We start from the raw sequence: 15,473 nt of genomic DNA, 5'->3' as shown, positions 1-15,473 counted from the left end.
GACCTGCCGCATCCCGGCCTCCCGACCCCGAGCCGCGCATGAACCGCCTGATCGACTTCGCCCTGCGCCAGCGGGTGCTGGTGCTGCTCCTGTTCCTGGCGATGCTCGCGATCGGCTATGCCAGCTTCATGCAGCTCAACATCGAGGCCTATCCGGACCCGGTGCCGCCGCTCGTCGACGTGATCACCCAGAATCCGGGCCAGTCGGCCGAGGAGATCGAGCGCTACATCACCATCCCGCTCGAGGTGCAGCTCGCCGGCATCCCCAACGCCACGGTGACGCGGACGATCTCGCTGTTCGGCCTCTCGGACGTGAAGATCCAGTTCACCTACGACTTCACCTACCAGGAGGCGCTGCAGCGGGTGCTCAACCGGCTGTCGCAGCTGCCGCCCCTGCCGAACAACGCCCAGCCGCAGATCTCCCCGACGAGCCCGATCGGCGAGATCATGCGCTACCAGGTGATGGGACCGCCGGGCTTCTCCTCGACCGACCTGAAGACCCTGCAGGACTGGGTGCTCCAGCGCCGCTTCAAGGCGATTCCCGGCGTCGTCGACGTCTCGGCCTTCGGCGGCAAGACCAAGGAATTCGAGGTCGCGGTCGACCTGCACAAGCTCCAGGCGCAAGGCCTGACCCTGGTCCAGGTCGTCTCGGCGCTCAACAATTCCAGCACCAATGTCGGCGGCCAGACGCTGAACGTCGGCGAGCAATCGGCGGTGGTGCGCGGCGTCGGCCTGATCCGCGACATGGACGACGTCCGCAACACCATGATCACGCAAGTGAACGGCGTGCCGGTGCTGATCAAGGACGTGGCCGAGGTGCAGGTCAGCAACGCGCCGCGGCTCGGCATCGTCGGCCACGAGAACAACGGCGACATCGTCGAGGGGATCGTGCTGCTCAGCCGCGGCGGCAAGAGCCTGCCGACGATCCAGCGCGTCGAGGCCGAGATCGAGAAGATCAACTCCTCGGGCATCCTGCCGCCCGGCGTGAAGGTGGTGCCGCTCTACGACCGCAGCGCGCTCATCCACACCACCACCCACACGGTGATGCACAACCTCGTCTTCGGCGTGGTGCTGGTGTTCCTGGTGCAGTGGCTGTTTCTCGGCAGCCTGAAGAGCGCGATCATCGTGGCGGCCACGATTCCCTTCGCGCTCGGATTCGCCATCGCCATCATGGTGGCGCGGGGCGAGTCGGCCAACCTCCTGTCGCTCGGCGCGATCGATTTCGGCCTCATCGTCGACGCGACGGTGATCATGGTGGAGAACATCTTCCGCCACCTCGCCGAGCACAAGGGACCGGCGCGAGCCGGCAGCGGCGTCAAGCTCGGGCTGATCGCCTCGGCCGCCCGCGAGGTGAACCGGGCGATCTTCTTCTCCGCCTCGATCATCATCGTCGGCTTCCTGCCGCTCTTCACGCTCACCGGCGTCGAGGGCCACATCTTCGGGCCGATGGCGAAGACCTACGCCTACGCGCTCGTCGGCGGGCTCATCGCCACCTACACGGTGTCGCCGGCGCTCTCGGCCCTGATCCTGCCGAACCGCGTCGAGGAGCGCGACACGATCGTCGTGAAGATCCTGCGGGCCCTGTTCCGGCCGCTCCAGGGCTTCACCCTCGGCAACCGGGTCCTGACGATCCTGGTGACGGTGGCGATGCTCGGCTGCACCGGGCTCGCCATGCGCACGCTCGGCCTCGAGTTCCTCCCCACCCTGGAGGAGGGCAACCTCTACATCCGCGGCACGATGCCGGCCTCGATCTCGCTGGAGGCGGGCAACCCTTACGTCGAGCGGATGCGCAAGCTGATCGGCTCCTACCCGGAGGTGACCACGGTCGTCTCGCACCAGGGACGGCCCGACGACGGCACCGACGCGACCGGCTTCTTCAACGTCGAGATCTTCGCGCCCCTGAAGCCCGCCGACCAGTGGCGTCCCGGGCTCACCAAGGACAAGCTGATCGAAGAGATGTCGGCCCGCCTGCGCGAGGAATTGCCCGGCATCGAGTTCAACTTCTCGCAATACATCCAGGACAACGTCCAGGAGGCGGCCTCCGGCGTGAAGGGCGAGAACTCGGTCAAGATCTACGGCACCGACCTCGAACAGATCACCCGCACCGCCGAGGACGTGAAGGCGGCGCTCGCCACGGTGCCGGGGGTGACCGACCTCGCGGTGTTCACCTCGCTCGGCCAGCCGACGGTGCGCATCGACATCGACCGGGCGCGGGCCGCCCGCTACGGGCTGGCGCCCGGCGACATCGCCACCACCATCTCGGCGGCGATCGGCGGCCAGACCGCGGGCGACCTCTACGAATACGGCAGCGACCGCCACTTCCCGATGCGGGTGCGGCTGGCACCGGATTACCGCCGTTCGCTCGAGACGATCCGCAACATCACGGTCGGCGTCACGACGGCGAGCGGCAGCGTGATGCAGGTGCCGCTGTCGGAGATCGCCAAGGTCCAGCTCGTCTCGGGCGCCGCCTTCATCTACCGCGAGAACCAGGAGCGCTACATCCCGGTCAAGTTCAGCGTGCGCGGGCGCGACCTCGGCGGCGCGGTGATCGAGGCGCAACGGCGCGTATCCGAGCAGGTCGATCTGCCGGCCGGCTACCACCTCGAATGGGTCGGCGAGTTCAGCAACCTGCAAGGGGCGATCGCCCGGCTGAAGCTGGTGGTGCCGGTGACGATCGGGCTGATCGCGCTCCTGCTCTACGTCAACTTCGCCTCGCTCACCGATACGCTGCTCACCTTGAGCGTGATCCCGATGGCCTTGATCGGCGGCATCTTCGCGCTGGTCCTCACGGGGACACCGTTCTCGGTCTCGGCAGCGATCGGCTTCATCGCGCTGTTCGGCATCTCGACCATGGAGGGCGTGATCCTGCTCTCCTATTGCAACCAGCTGATGGACGAGGGCTGGGCCCGCGCGCAGGCCATCCACCACGCCGCCGACGTGCGCATGCGCCCGGTGATGATGACCTGCGTGGCGGCCTGCGTCGGCCTCCTGCCGGCGGCGATCTCGACCGGCATCGGCTCGCAGGTGCAGAAACCCCTGGCGCTGGTGGTGGTCGGCGGCATCCTGCTCGCCCCGATCCTGATCCTGGTGGTGCTGCCGGTGCTGATCGCGGCCTTCTCCCGCCACCGTCCGCGGGCACCTGTCGCCCCGGCGCGACAGCCCGAGCCGGCGGAGTGAGATAGATGCTGTCCCGACCCGACGCGCCCTCCCCTGCCGAATCCAGCATGCCCCCTTCCATGCGCGCCATCCTGCGCCTCTCGACCGCGATCCCGGTCCCCCGCGCCGCCGCGTCCGCCGCGGCGCCGGCCGGGTCGGGCGACGCGGATTCGCGTGACAGGGATGCGCGCGACCTGGATGGGGATGCACAGGACGAGGCCCCCGGAGGACGCCCGACCGCCCGCGCCGCGGCCCGCATCCTGGCGGCGGCGCTTGCAGCCGCGTCGGCCTCGGCCTGCATGGTCGGGCCCGACTTCCAGGGCGCGACGCCGCCGCCGGTGACCCGCTACACCAAGGAGTCTTTGCGCGATCCGCAGGTGAGCGGGGAGGCCCGCCAGGGCGGCGCGGTCGGCCAGAGCTTCGCGCAAGGGCGCGACGTGCCGGGCGAGTGGTGGACGCTGTTCCGGTCCAAGGCGCTGAACAGCCTGGTGGCGGAGGCGCTCGCCCGCAACCCGAACCTCGAAGCCGCCCAGGCCAGCTTGCGGGCGGCGCGGGCCACCACGGAAGCGCAGCGCGGCGCGCTGTTCCCGCAGGTCGGGTTCAACGCCCAATCCTCCTATAACAAGGCTCCGGGCGGCGACCTGCAATCGCCGCTCAACAACAACGCGCTCCTCTACAGCCTCGTCACCCCGCAGGTGACGGTGAGCTTTGCCCCCGACGTGTTCGGCGGCACGAGGCGCTCCCTCGAATCGCAGGCGGCGCAGGAGGAGGGGCAGCTCTGGCAGCTGGAAGCGGCCTACCTGACGCTCTCCTCCAACGTCGTCGCGGCGGCGATCCAGGAGGCGTCGCTCCGGGCCCAGATCGCCGCGACCGAGAAGGTGATCCAGGCCCAGACCGATCTCCTGAACCTGATCACCAAGCAGCAGAATGCCGGCCAGGTCGCGGGCGCCGACGTGGTGCAGCAGACCGCTTTGCTCGCCCAGTCGCAGCAATTGCTGCCGCCGCTGCAGCGGGCGCTGTCGCAGCAGCGCAACCTCCTGACGGCGCTCGCCGGCCGCTTCCCGAGCGAGGAGGTGAGCCAGACCTTCACGCTCGCCTCGCTGCACCTGCCCCGCACCCTGCCCGTCAGCCTGCCCTCGCGGCTGATCGAGCAGCGCCCCGACGTGAAGGCGGCGGAAGCCGCGGTCCACGCGGCGAGCGCCCAGGTCGGCGTCGCGGTGGCCAACCGCCTGCCGCAATTCACCATTTCGGGCTCGGCCGGCGCCAGCGCCACCAACTTCGCCGCGCTGCTCAACCCGGCCGCCAGCCTCTGGACCATCGCCGGCGCGGTGGCCCAGCCGCTCTTCGATGCCGGCACCCTGTTCCGCCGCCAGCAGGCGGCGGAGGAGAACCTGGTCCAGGCCCAGGCCCAGTACCGCGCCACCGTCATCACCGCCTACCAGAACGTGGCGGACGCCTTGCGCGCCCTCCAGGCCGATGGCCGCGCGGTGGCCGCCGCCAACGCCGCCGTCAAGGCGAGCCAGCAGAGCGTGGAACTGGTGCGCAAGCAGTTCGGCCTCGGCGCGGTCAGCAGCGCCTCGCTGCTGATCACCCAGTCGGCCTATCTCCAGGCGGTGGTGACCCAGGCCCAGGCCCAGGCCAATCAGTACGCGGATACTGCGGCCCTGTTCCAGGCCCTCGGCGGCGGCTGGTGGAACCGGCGTGACGTGAAGCCGATGCGGGACCCGAAGGATATCGCGCCGTTCCTGTGAGGAGCGCGATCGGCCGCACGGGATCATCATGACAACCGCGGCACGCGCTGCTAGCGTGACCGGGTGAGTCATTTCAGCCGCCCCATCGATGTCCCAGAGGGTTAGCGATGGCCAGGGCACCCCGCAGCCGTTCCACCGACAGCTACAAGACGGTCGGCCGCACCTACGACGGCGTAGAGGTCCTGGCTCCCAAGACGCGCTCGAAGACCTTCACGTCCGCCGAGGTCCGGCAGGCGATCAAGCTGGCCCTGAAGCAGGCCGGCGTACCGAGCACACCTCGCAACACCAAAGCCACGAAGTCTCTGGTCGAGACGGACAAGCTTCGCGTGCAGCAGCGCGAGGACGGCCGCTACGAGGTCCGCAAGCCCGGGGCCAAGCGAGCCAGCGCGGTCATGGACACGCAGAAGGAGGCTGTGGCCCGCGCCCGTGAGCTTGAACCCGGCAACGCCCCGATCGCCAAGCGCGTCCGTCGCTCGCCTGCCGGGAAGAGGAAGACGTGGCGCGAGACGTGAGCCCGCGGACGGCCGCGAAGAGGAAGCAGAAACCGAGTACGGCGCTCGACGTTTTCATCAATTGCCCGTTCGATCCGGAATACACCGAGATCTTCAACGCGATCGTCTTCACGGTGGTCCGTTCCGGCTACCGAGCTCGGTGTGCCCTTGAGATGGACGATGGCGCCGAGAACCGGCTCTATAAGATCATCAAGATCATCGGGGAGTGTCCGTTCGGCATCCACGACATCTCTCGAACCGAGACGAACGGCGAGCCACCACTGCCGCGTTTCAATATGCCGCTCGAACTGGGTCTCTGGCTGGGAGCGCATCACTTCGGCCGCACGGATCAAGCCGGCAAGCGCTGTATTGTATTCGATCGTGAGCCCTACCGCTATCATCGTTTCATACGCTTTCCGATTGATCGCTTCGCGATGCGGAAAGCGGCTTCGCTCAGGCGCCGCGCGGGCTGATGATACGAAATCCGGAAGTGATCTTCCGGATTTCGTATCATTTCCGACATTGGCGGGCAGGACATCCACTCCCATGACCGCTGCGTTCGAACGCTGATCGCGAAACTCGCCACTTGGCTGCGGCATCTCCCCGGTGGCATCCATGCAGGGGGAGGTCAAAGTATTCTGCGCGAGTACGAGGCCTTCCGGTCCATCCTGCCGGTCCTGTGCAGGCAGAAAGACATGACCCCGGAAGAACTCCAATTCGCTGACTTCAACCTGATGGCCACCGAGTACATCGTCAGCCTGAGGGAGGAGGTGATCGCTCCGGTCGATATTCCTTAGAAGATCGTAAAGTGCCCGGCGGCAGGATCGGCTCGACCCGGCGGCGGGAGGAGATCTGCGGAAGAAGCACACACGACCTCAAGAGCAGTGGGATCGACGATGTGGCGCCGTCCCGGCGGCTGCCGCTCCCGCCGCGAGCTTGGGTCTGACCACCGCCTGGCTTTAGTCTACCCGCACCCATCCCAACCCTTCGACCTCACGGCGGCGAATACCGGCTCCGCCGTCGTCCTCGACCGGACCGGCGCGCTCCTGCGCCTCGCCGCGATGGCAGGGAGCGGAGGGAGTCGGCGGTGGCAGCGTCGCGGGGATCGCGGCACGGAGCCGAATCTGTTCTGGTCCGTTTCCAGCGAAGCTGTCGCGGGTTGGAAGGGGGGTGCCGTGAGCGTCGGATTGTTGGCTCTGCTGGACGACGTCGCGTTCATGGTCAGATCGGCGGCGGCCTCCCTCGACGACGTCGCCGCGCAAGCCGCGAGAGCCGGAACGAAGGCCGCCGGCGTCGTCATCGATGATGCGGCCGTGACGCCGCGCTACGTCGTGGGCTTCGCGGCCGAGCGCGAATTGCCGATCGTCGGCAAGATCGCGCTCGGTTCGCTGCGCAACAAGCTCCTGTTCCTGCTCCCCGGCGCCCTGGCGCTGAGCGCCTTCGCGCCGTGGGCAATCACCCCGCTCCTGATGCTGGGCGGCGCCTATCTCTGCTACGAGGGCGCCGAGAAGATCTACGAGGCCGTGGTCCCGCACCACGCCCATGCCGACGAGGAGCAGCCCACGACCGGGGCCGGAAACGACCCGGCGCTCGAGGAGCGCCGCGTGGCCGGCGCCATCAAGACCGACTTCATCCTGTCGGCCGAGATCATGGCCATCACGCTGGCCGCCCTGCCGGAAGGCAGCGTCTGGATGAAGGCGGTCGTCCTCGCGATCGTCGGAATCGGCATCACCGTGGCGGTCTACGGCGCCGTCGCCCTGATCGTGAAAGCCGACGATGTCGGGCTCGTCCTCGCCCGGAGCACCGTGAAGCCGCCCGTCGGCAGCCTCGTCCGGGGGATCGGCCGGGGCGTGGTCAAGGGCATGCCGATCCTGCTGAAAATCCTCTCGATCGTCGGCACGGCCGCGATGGTCTGGGTCGGCGGCGGCATCCTGCTGCACGGGCTCGAAGGCTACGGCCTGTCGGCTCCGGCGCATGCGGCGCATGACGCGGCGGAGAGGCTGGGGGCGCTCGTCCCCTCGATCCGGGGCCTCGTCGAGTGGCTGGTGACGGCGGTGGCGTCGGGGCTCGTCGGCCTCCTCGTCGGCGGGGCGCTGATCCCGGTGGCGAGCGTCGCGTCGGGCCTGCTGCGGCGTGGTGGAAAAACTCCCGAGCCCAGCACCGGACAACGCCCCGCGCGGAAAGGGGCGTGATCGCCGGTGCGGTCGCCCGGCCGCTCCTCGACCGCGGCCCGCCGTTCCCGTGATCCGACCTGCGAGCGGGCAACGTCGTCGGGTCGCACCATCCCTCAGGGAGCCGCCGGCGCGATCATCGCCCTCGGGTCGACGACGCGGTCGTATTCCTCGCCCGTCACGTAGCCGAGCGCGATGGCGGCCGCACGCGGAGTGATGGTCTCCGCCATCGCCTTCCGGGTGATCGCGGCGACGCGGTCGTAGCCGAGCAGCGGGTTGAGCGCCGTCGCCAGCAGGAGCGCGTTCGCGACGTTCGCGGCGAGGCGCTCGCGGTCGACGTCGAGGCCGTGGACCAGCTTCGCCGCGAAGACCCGGGACCCGTCCGCCAGCAGGCGGATCGATTGCAGCAGGTTGTGGACGAGCACCGGCTTGGCGACGTTCAGTTCGAAGGTGCCGGACGCCCCCGCCGCCGCGATCGTCGCGTGGTTGCCGACGACCTGGAAGGCGACCTGCAGCAGGGCCTCGGCGATCGTCGGGTTGCGCTTGCCCGGCATGATCGACGACGACAGGCCGTCATCGGGAAAGACGAGTTCGCCGAGGCCGGTGCGCGGCCCGGAGCCGAGCAGCCGGATGTCGTTGGCGATCTTGATCAGCGAGACCGCCAGCACGTGGAGCGCGCCCGAGACCTCGACGAGGGCGTCGTGGGCGCCCATGCCCTCGAACTTGCTCGGATTGGGCCGGAAGGGCAGCCCGGTCAGGCCCGCGACTTCCTCGCAGAAGACGTCGTCGAACCCGGCCGGCGCGTTGAGGCCGGAGCCGACGGCGGTGCCCCCTTGAGCGAGCCGGTACAGGCGCGGGGCCGTAGCCTCGATCCGCTCGATCCCGAGGCCGACCTGCCGGGCGAAGGCGTCGAAGGCCTGCCCGACCGTCATCGGGACCGCGTCCATGAGGTGGGTGCGGCCGATCTTCACGACGTCGTCGAACTCGGCCGCCTTGGCGGCGAGGGTGTCGCGCAAGGTTCCGAGGGCGGGCATCAGCCGCTCGTGCAGCTCGATCGCGACGCAGAGATGCATGACGGTCGGGAAGCTGTCGTTCGAGGATTGCGAGCGGTTGACGTGGTCGTTGGGATGGACCGGCCGGCGCAGGCCGAGCGGCTGGCCCAGGGTCTCGTTGGCGCGGTTGGCGATGACCTCGTTGGCGTTCATGTTGGTCTGGGTGCCGGATCCGGTCTGCCAGATCGGCAGCGGGAAATGGCCGTCGAAGCGGCCCTTCCACAGCTCCCGCGCCGCCGCCTCGACGGCCTCGGCGAGGGCGGGGTCGAGCGTCCCGAGGCGGCGGTTGGCGCGGGCGGCCGCGAGCTTCTGCAGGCCGAAGGTCCGCACGAGGCAGGCTGGGAAGCGCTCGTCGCCGATCTCGAACACGCCGAGCGCCCGCTGCGTCTGCGCACCCCAGTACCGGTCGGCGGGGATCTCGACCGGACCGAAGGCGTCGTGCTCGATCCTGATTCCGGGTTTGTCGGTCATGTGGGCTTGCGGTCCTGCGAGGGGGCGTGTCGATCACGGTGTCGGGGAGCCCGCGGGCTCCCCGGATGCGTCAGGCCGCGGCGGCGCGCTCGGCGCGCAGGCGGGCCATCGCCTCCTGCGCCATGGCGGGATCGAACTCGCCGGCGAGCTTGGCCGTCACCACGGTGGCGACGCTGTTGCCGATGGCGTTGGTGGTAGCGACGGCGATCGACATGAAGCGGTAGACGCCGAACAGGATCGGCAGGCCTTCGAGCGGCAGGATTCCGGTCGCCGCCACCGTCGCGGCGAAGACCACGAAGCTGCCGCCCGAGACGGTCGCCGCGCCCTTCGAGGTCAGGAGCATGACGCCGAGGATGCCGAGTTGCTGCCAGAGATCGAGCGGCACGTGATAGGCATTGGCCAGGAAGACGATGCCCATCGACATGTAGATCGAGGTGCCGTCGAGGTTGAAGGCGTAGCCCGTCGGCAGCACGAGGCCGACGCTCTGGCGCGAGCAGCCATAGGTCGGCAGCTTCTCGATGAGGCGCGGCAGCACGCTCTCGGACGAGGCGGTTCCGAGCACGATGTAGATCTCCTCGCGAATGAAGTCGAGGAACTGGAACAGGTTGATCTTGAACAGGGCCGAGATCGCGCCGAGCACCACCACGATGAACAGGATCACCACGGCGTAGAAGCTGAGAATCAGGTAGATCAGCGACAGGAGCACGCTGGTGCCGCTCGATCCGACCGCGAAGGCGACCGCCCCGAAGGTGCCGATCGGCGCCACCAGCATGATCAGGTGGATGAACTCGAAGAAGGCGTCGGAGATGCGGTTGAGGCCGTTCTCGATCGGCTGGCGCTTCTCGGCGGGCAAGTGCAGCAGGGCGGCGCCGAAGATCAGCGCGATGACGAGCACCTGGAGCAGCTCGCCCTTGGCGAAGGCGCCGATGAAGTTGTCGGGAAAGACGTTGAGGATGAAGTCGAGGGCGGAATGCGGCGCGGTCGCGCCGGTCGGCGCCTTGCCGTGGGCGAGGTCGGCCCGGGTCGAGGCGGCCATGCCCTGGCCGACGCCGAGCAGGTTGCCGGCGAGCAGGCCGATGCCGAGCGCGATGGTCGAGACGATCTCGAAGTAGAGCATCGCGATCAGGCCGACCTTGCCGACCCGCTTGAAGTCGCCGGCCGAGGTGACGCCGATCACGACGCACAGGAAGACCAGCGGCGCCACGGCCGTCTTGATCAGGCGCAGGAAGATGTCACCGAGAACCTTGAGCTGGACCGCGACGCCCGGGAGGAGGAAACCGATGGCGGCGCCGAGCACCATGGCGACGACGATCTGGACGCCGAGGTTGCGCCAGAGCGCCTTCCTCTTCGGCTTCGCGGCGGTGGCGGGTCTCGGGGCGATCGCGTGTGGATCGAGCGTGGCGTCGGGCATGGCTTCCTCGGGTCGGGGGTGAGAGGGCACGCGCTCCCGTTGCCGCCGGGCGGAAAGCCCGGCGATGCGGCGCGTTCGACGATGACGACACTCATGGCGGTGCGGCGCCGAAGATCATCGGGCGATCTCCGGTGCCATCGCTCGTCCACCGCCAGGATTTCGACTGAACATGACTTCGTCTTGCCGCGAGGCCGACGAGCCTGGAGCATTTTTTCGACGACGCGGATGCCGGCTCGTCGCAGACAATGCGGCGAACCCAAAGACCTGGAGCGGCATCCGATTGCGACGTGATCGGGCGCTGCTCCAGCGTCGGAGTCAGGCACCGCGGGCCGCGCCGGAGAGCACGCGGTCGACCATCTCGGGCGCCGAGCCGAGATAGTTCGCCGGGTCGGTCAGGCGGTCGATCGCGGCGCGGTCGAGATGCGCCGTCACCTCGGGCATGGCGGTCAGGGCCTCGGCCAGCGTCCCGCCCCGCTCGTTGACGACGCGGCAGGCGGCGTAGACGAGGTCGTGGGCCTGCTGCCGCCCGGTATGGGGAGCGAGCGCCATCATCGCCGCCTCGGCGACGATCAGCCCGCGGCTGATCCCGAGATTCTCGCGCATCCGCGCCTCGTCGACGATCAGGCCGCCCAGCGCGAACTTGGCCTGGTGCAGGGCGCCGGCGGTCAGCACGAAGCTCTCGGGGATCGCCATCCACTCGGCGTGCCACGGGCCGGTCGCCCGCTCGAAGTCCTGGACCATCGCATCCAGCATCAGGCCGGCCTGCTGGCGCACGCCCTTGGCGGCGGCGAGCATCAGCTCGGAGGAGATCGGGTTGCGCTTCTGCGGCATGGTCGAGGAGGCGCCGCGCCCGGTGACGAAGGGTTCATAGACCTCGGCGAACTCGGTCGAGGCCATGATCATGATGTCGAGGGCGATCTTGCCGAGCGTGCCGGTGACGAGCGCCAGCAGGTTGACGGCCTCGGCAAAACCGTCGCGGGCGACGTGCCAGGTCGAGGCCGGGACGCCGAGCCCGAGTTCCCGGCAGAACGCCTCCTGTACGCGCAGCCCCTCCGCGCCGAGCGACGCGAGCGTCCCGGCCGCTCCGGCGAACTGGCCGACCAGCACCCGCGGCTTCAGCTCTTCGAGGCGCTTGGCGTGGCGGTCGATCATGGCGAGCCAGATCGCCGTCTTGTAGCCGAAGGTGACGGGCAGGGCCTGCTGCAGGTGGGTGCGCCCGGCCATCGGCGTGTCGCGGTAACGGGCCGACAGGTCGGCCAGGATCCCCCGCAGGGCGGCGAGGTCGGCCGCGACGATCTCCAGGCCGGCCCGGACCTGGAGCACGGTGGCGGTGTCCATGATGTCCTGGGTGGTCGCGCCCCAATGGACGTAGCGCCCGGCCTCGCCGCACTGATGCACGAGCTGATGGACGAGCGGCAGGATCGGGTAGCCGACATTGTCGGTCTCCCGGCGCAGGAGATCGAGATCGAGCGCCTCGAAAGAGCAGGTGCGGGCGATCGCCTCCGCGGCCTCGGCCGGGATCACGCCGCAAGCGGCTTCAGCCCGCGCCAGGGCGACCTCGACCTCGATGTAGCGCCGGATCAGGGCCCGATCGGAAAAAACCTCCCGCATTGCCGGTGTGCCGAAGGCATCCCGGAACAGCAGCGAATCGATGACGGTGGCGGCCATGCCGCTGTCCCTCCCGGTCATTATGTTCGTACAAAAATTATGTACGAACATAACAGCTGTCAAGCCCCTTGACGGGCTGCGGGCGCTTCCGTCTTCTCGCGGGGCTGCCGGCTCGGGCGGAGGTTCGGTCTCGTTGGAAACGCGTTACGCATACGTCGCACGCCTGCTCGCAGAGGCGATCGCGGATGGGCGCTACCCCGTGGGCTCGCTCCTTCCCAACGAGCACGCGCTCGCGGACCAGTTCGCGGTCAGCCGGGCGACGGTGCGGGCGGCGATGCGCGAGTTGCAGAATTCGGGGCTGATCAGCCGCCGCAAGAGCGCGGGAACCAGGGTCGAGGCGGCCACCGCGTCACCGGCCGCGGGCTTCTCGCAGAACCTCGAATCCATCGAGGCGGTGCAGCAATTCGGCGCCGAGACCGAGCGCCAGATTCAGGACATCGCCGACGTGGTCGCCGATGCCGATCTCGCCGCGGCGCTCGACTGCCAGCCGGGCCGGCGCTGGCTGCGCGTATCGTTCCTGCGGCGCGTGCCCGGCACCCCGTCGGCGCCGCCGATTTGCTGGACCGACGTCTATCTCGACGCCGCTTACGGCGACGCGCTGCGCGAGCGCATCGCCTCGCATTCGGGCATCTACGGCACGTTGCTGGAAGCCGTGTCCGGCCGGCGCATCGTCGAGATCCGCCAGAGCATCCGCGCGGTGGGAGTGCCCGCATCCTGCGCCGACGACCTGCAGGTCGCGCCGGGAAGCCACGCGCTCGCGATCCGGCGCCAGTACGTCCTCAGCCCCTACGGCATGGCGGAGGTCTCCCTCAGCATCCATCCTGCCGAGCGCTACAGCTATCAGAGCGTCCTCAAGCGGCACGACGGCGAGCCGCCTGCATCGTCCGGTTCCGCCGACGCGCCCGGCGCGTGAGGGGATGCTGCCGATCGAGGCCGGCCCGCATCGCGGCGCCGAGCCCCGAACCGGCCGTCGCGCCGGCTCGCGACCTGTGATACGGCGTCCGGAAGATTCCTTCCGGACGCCGTATCACCAGCCCGCGCGGTGAAGCCGTAGGCTTCACACGCCTGAGCGAAGCCGGTTTCCGCATCGCGAAGCGATCAATCGGCGACTGTATGACAGGATCGGCCTGAGCCGGCCGCAGGAACGACCGGGGGGAGCGAGCGTGCGCACGACACCGGCAACGCGACGGCGCCTGTCCGTCCTGATCCTCATCGGATCCGTGCTGGTCGCCGCCTGCTGGATCGGGTCCACCGTCGCGTACCTCCCTCCCCTCGACCTCACGGCGGCGAACGCCCGCTCCACCATCGTCCTCGACCGGGCCGGCACGCTGCTGCGCCCCTTCGCCACCGCCGACGGCCGCTGGCGGCTGCCGCTCGAACCCGCGGCGACCGATCCCCGCTTCCTCGCCATGCTGACCGCCTACGAGGACCGGCGCTTCCGCGACCATCCGGGGGTCGATGCGCGGGCACTCCTGCGCGCCGCCGGGCAGTGGCTCGCGGCGGGGCGGATCGTGTCGGGGGCCTCGACCCTGTCGATGCAGGTGGCGCGCCTGATCGAGCCGCGGGGCGAGCGCTCGCTCACCGCCAAGCTCCGCCAGATCGCCCGGGCGATCGAACTGGAGCGGCGCCTCGGCAAGGACGGGGTCTTGCGGCTCTACCTCGCGCTCGCGCCCTATGGCGGGCCGATCGAGGGGTTGCGGGCGGCGAGCCTCGCCTATTTCGGGCGCGAGCCGGCGCGGCTGACGCTCGCCGAGGCCGCCCTGCTGGTGGCTTTGCCCCAGGCGCCGGAGGGGCGGCGGCCCGACCGGTTCCCGGAGGCCGCGCGCCGGGCCCGCGACCGGGTGCTCGACATCGCGGCCGCCCGCTTCGTGGTGCCGGCGGCGGACGCCGCCGCCGCCAAGGCCGAGCCGGTGCCGCACGGGCGAAAGCCCTTCCCGATGCTGGCTCCCCACGCCGCTGAAGCGGCTCTGGCGCAGGAGCCGGCCTTAGCCGTGCACCGCCTCACCCTCGACGCGCGGCTCCAGGCCCGGCTCGAACCGCTGGTGGCCGAGCGGGCGGCGGCGATCGCTCCCGGCCTGTCGGCGGCGCTTCTCGTCATCGACGACGCCACCGGCGAGGTGCGGGCTCAAGTGGGCAGCGCCGGCTATCTCGATGCCACCCGCTCGGGCGCCATCGACATGACCGGGGCGGTCCGCTCGCCGGGCTCGGCGCTGAAACCCTTCGTCTACGCCATGGCGTTCGAATCGGGGCTGGCCCACCCGGAAACCCTGATCGAGGACCGTCCGTCGCGGTTTGGCGCTTCGTATGCGCCCGAAAACTTCGACCTCACCTTCCAGGGCACGGTGACGGCGCGGCGCGCACTCCAACTCTCGCTCAACGTGCCGGCGGTGGAGCTGATGGAGGCGGTGGGGCCGGCCCGCTTCATCGCCCGCCTGCGCTCCGCCGGCGCCGCCATCGCGCTGCCTAGGGACGCCGCGCCGGGCCTGCCGGTGGCGCTCGGGGGATTGGGGATCACGCTCACAGACCTCGCCCGGCTCTATGCCGGGCTCGCCCGCGGCGGCGAGGTGCCGGTGCTCAAGCGCCGCCTCGACACGCCGGCCACCGACGCGGTCCTGCCGCGCATCGCCGAGCCGGTCGCCTCCTGGTACGTCGCCGACGTGTTGCGCGGCACGCCGCCGCCCGAGAGCGCCCTGCCGAACCGCCTCGCCTACAAGACCGGTACGTCCTACGGCTACCGCGACGCCTGGGCGGTCGGGTTCGATCGCCGATACACCGTGGCGGTCTGGCTCGGGCGGCCGGACGGGGCCGGGGTGCCGGGCCTCGTCGGGCGGATCGCCGCCGCGCCGCTGCTGTTCGACGCCTTCGCCCGCCTCGGCGGCGACCCGGAGCCCGTGGCGCGCCCCCGCGACGCCCTGGTGGCGACGACGAGCACCTTGCCGCCGCCCTTGCGGCACCTGCGCCGGGAGGCCGGCCCGACCGACCGCCTGCGCATCGCCTATCCGCCGGACGGGGCGCGGATCGACCTCGGCGCACAGGAGGGAGCGCCCGCCGGCCTCGCCCTCAAGGCGCTCGGCGGCACCCTGCCGCTGACCTGGCTCGTCGGCGGCCTGCCGGTGACCGAATCGGACCGGCGCCAGGCCGAGTGGCAGCCCGACGGCGCCGGCTTCGTGCGCATCTCGGTGCTCGACGCGACGGGGGCCAGCGACAGCGTGATGGTGCGGGTCGAGTAGGCCCGATCACATTTTCGATAGAATGGCCCTGGGTCAGCGGCGGATCGTTTCGCCGCCCACCCCGTTCCTCCCC

10 protein-coding genes are annotated in these 15,473 nt (G+C 69.9%); 7 read left to right on the top strand and 3 right to left on the bottom strand.

Features of this window, described 5'->3' with window-relative positions; all coding sequences use genetic code 11:
- The first annotated feature begins 38 nt into the window (after positions 1-38).
- From AC3AOF_RS18325 to AC3AOF_RS18305, 5 genes are all read left to right on the top strand, one after another.
- The gene (locus AC3AOF_RS18325; RefSeq protein ID WP_488346118.1) at positions 39-3,176 is read left to right on the top strand and encodes an efflux RND transporter permease subunit; all 3,138 of its coding nucleotides are present in this window, start codon (positions 39-41) and stop codon (positions 3,174-3,176) included.
- Between the two features lie 47 nt (positions 3,177-3,223).
- On the top strand, positions 3,224-4,906 hold the full coding sequence (locus tag AC3AOF_RS18320) for an efflux transporter outer membrane subunit (RefSeq protein ID WP_488346117.1): 1,683 nt from the start codon (positions 3,224-3,226) through the stop codon (positions 4,904-4,906).
- Positions 4,907-5,013: 107 nt separating this feature from the next.
- A complete protein-coding gene (locus AC3AOF_RS18315) occupies positions 5,014-5,418 on the top strand; it encodes a DUF2188 domain-containing protein (RefSeq protein WP_236989508.1) in 405 nt (134 codons plus the stop codon).
- Positions 5,403-5,870 (top strand): hypothetical protein, encoded by a 468-nt coding sequence (locus AC3AOF_RS18310; RefSeq protein ID WP_488346116.1) that lies wholly within the window; start codon positions 5,403-5,405, stop codon positions 5,868-5,870. The genes AC3AOF_RS18315 and AC3AOF_RS18310 overlap by 16 nt, the downstream gene beginning before the upstream one ends.
- Before the next feature lie 702 nt (positions 5,871-6,572).
- Positions 6,573-7,589: a DUF808 domain-containing protein gene (locus AC3AOF_RS18305; RefSeq protein WP_488346115.1), complete on the top strand. Its 1,017-nt coding sequence runs from the start codon at positions 6,573-6,575 to the stop codon at positions 7,587-7,589.
- Between the two features lie 95 nt (positions 7,590-7,684).
- Here AC3AOF_RS18305 and AC3AOF_RS18300 read toward each other — a convergent pair whose 3' ends face one another.
- From AC3AOF_RS18300 to pcaB, 3 genes are all read right to left on the bottom strand, one after another.
- Entirely contained in the window at positions 7,685-9,091 is a 1,407-nt protein-coding gene (locus AC3AOF_RS18300; RefSeq protein ID WP_236989511.1) for a class II fumarate hydratase, read from the bottom strand.
- A gap of 70 nt (positions 9,092-9,161) precedes the next feature.
- Complete coding sequence (locus AC3AOF_RS18295; protein ID WP_488346114.1) at positions 9,162-10,502, bottom strand: cation:dicarboxylate symporter family transporter; 1,341 nt, start codon at positions 10,500-10,502, stop codon at positions 9,162-9,164.
- Positions 10,503-10,817: 315 nt separating this feature from the next.
- Entirely contained in the window at positions 10,818-12,170 is a 1,353-nt protein-coding gene (gene pcaB / locus AC3AOF_RS18290; RefSeq protein ID WP_488346113.1) for a 3-carboxy-cis,cis-muconate cycloisomerase, read from the bottom strand.
- Here pcaB and AC3AOF_RS18285 point away from each other — a divergent pair.
- Positions 12,154-13,083: a GntR family transcriptional regulator gene (locus AC3AOF_RS18285; RefSeq protein ID WP_488346112.1), complete on the top strand. Its 930-nt coding sequence runs from the start codon at positions 12,154-12,156 to the stop codon at positions 13,081-13,083. The two genes, pcaB and AC3AOF_RS18285, sit on opposite strands and share 17 nt — an antisense overlap.
- A 307-nt stretch (positions 13,084-13,390) precedes the next feature.
- Positions 13,391-15,400 carry a penicillin-binding protein 1C gene (gene pbpC, locus AC3AOF_RS18280; protein ID WP_488349014.1) on the top strand — a complete coding sequence of 670 codons (2,010 nt, stop codon included), beginning with the start codon at positions 13,391-13,393 and terminating at the stop codon, positions 15,398-15,400.
- The last annotated feature ends 73 nt before the right edge of the window (positions 15,401-15,473 follow it).

It is taken from the genome of Methylobacterium sp. 142-1Y, from assembly GCF_057747795.1.
The sequence above is the reverse complement of the archived record's forward strand: the minus strand, read 5'-3'. Positions and strand labels throughout refer to the sequence as shown.

Bases quoted from the DNA above. Each gene is read 5' to 3' on its own strand.
- AC3AOF_RS18320 (WP_488346117.1), top strand. From the start codon at position 3,224: ATGCCCCCTTCCATGCGCGCCATCCTGCGCCTCTCGACCGCGATCCCG.
- AC3AOF_RS18285 (WP_488346112.1), top strand. From the start codon at position 12,154: ATGACGGTGGCGGCCATGCCGCTGTCCCTCCCGGTCATTATGTTCGTA.
- AC3AOF_RS18300 (WP_236989511.1), bottom strand. From the start codon at position 9,091: ATGACCGACAAACCCGGAATCAGGATCGAGCACGACGCCTTCGGTCCG.
- AC3AOF_RS18325 (WP_488346118.1), top strand. From the start codon at position 39: ATGAACCGCCTGATCGACTTCGCCCTGCGCCAGCGGGTGCTGGTGCTG.
- AC3AOF_RS18295 (WP_488346114.1), bottom strand. From the start codon at position 10,502: ATGCCCGACGCCACGCTCGATCCACACGCGATCGCCCCGAGACCCGCC.
- AC3AOF_RS18315 (WP_236989508.1), top strand. From the start codon at position 5,014: ATGGCCAGGGCACCCCGCAGCCGTTCCACCGACAGCTACAAGACGGTC.
- pcaB (WP_488346113.1), bottom strand. From the start codon at position 12,170: ATGGCCGCCACCGTCATCGATTCGCTGCTGTTCCGGGATGCCTTCGGC.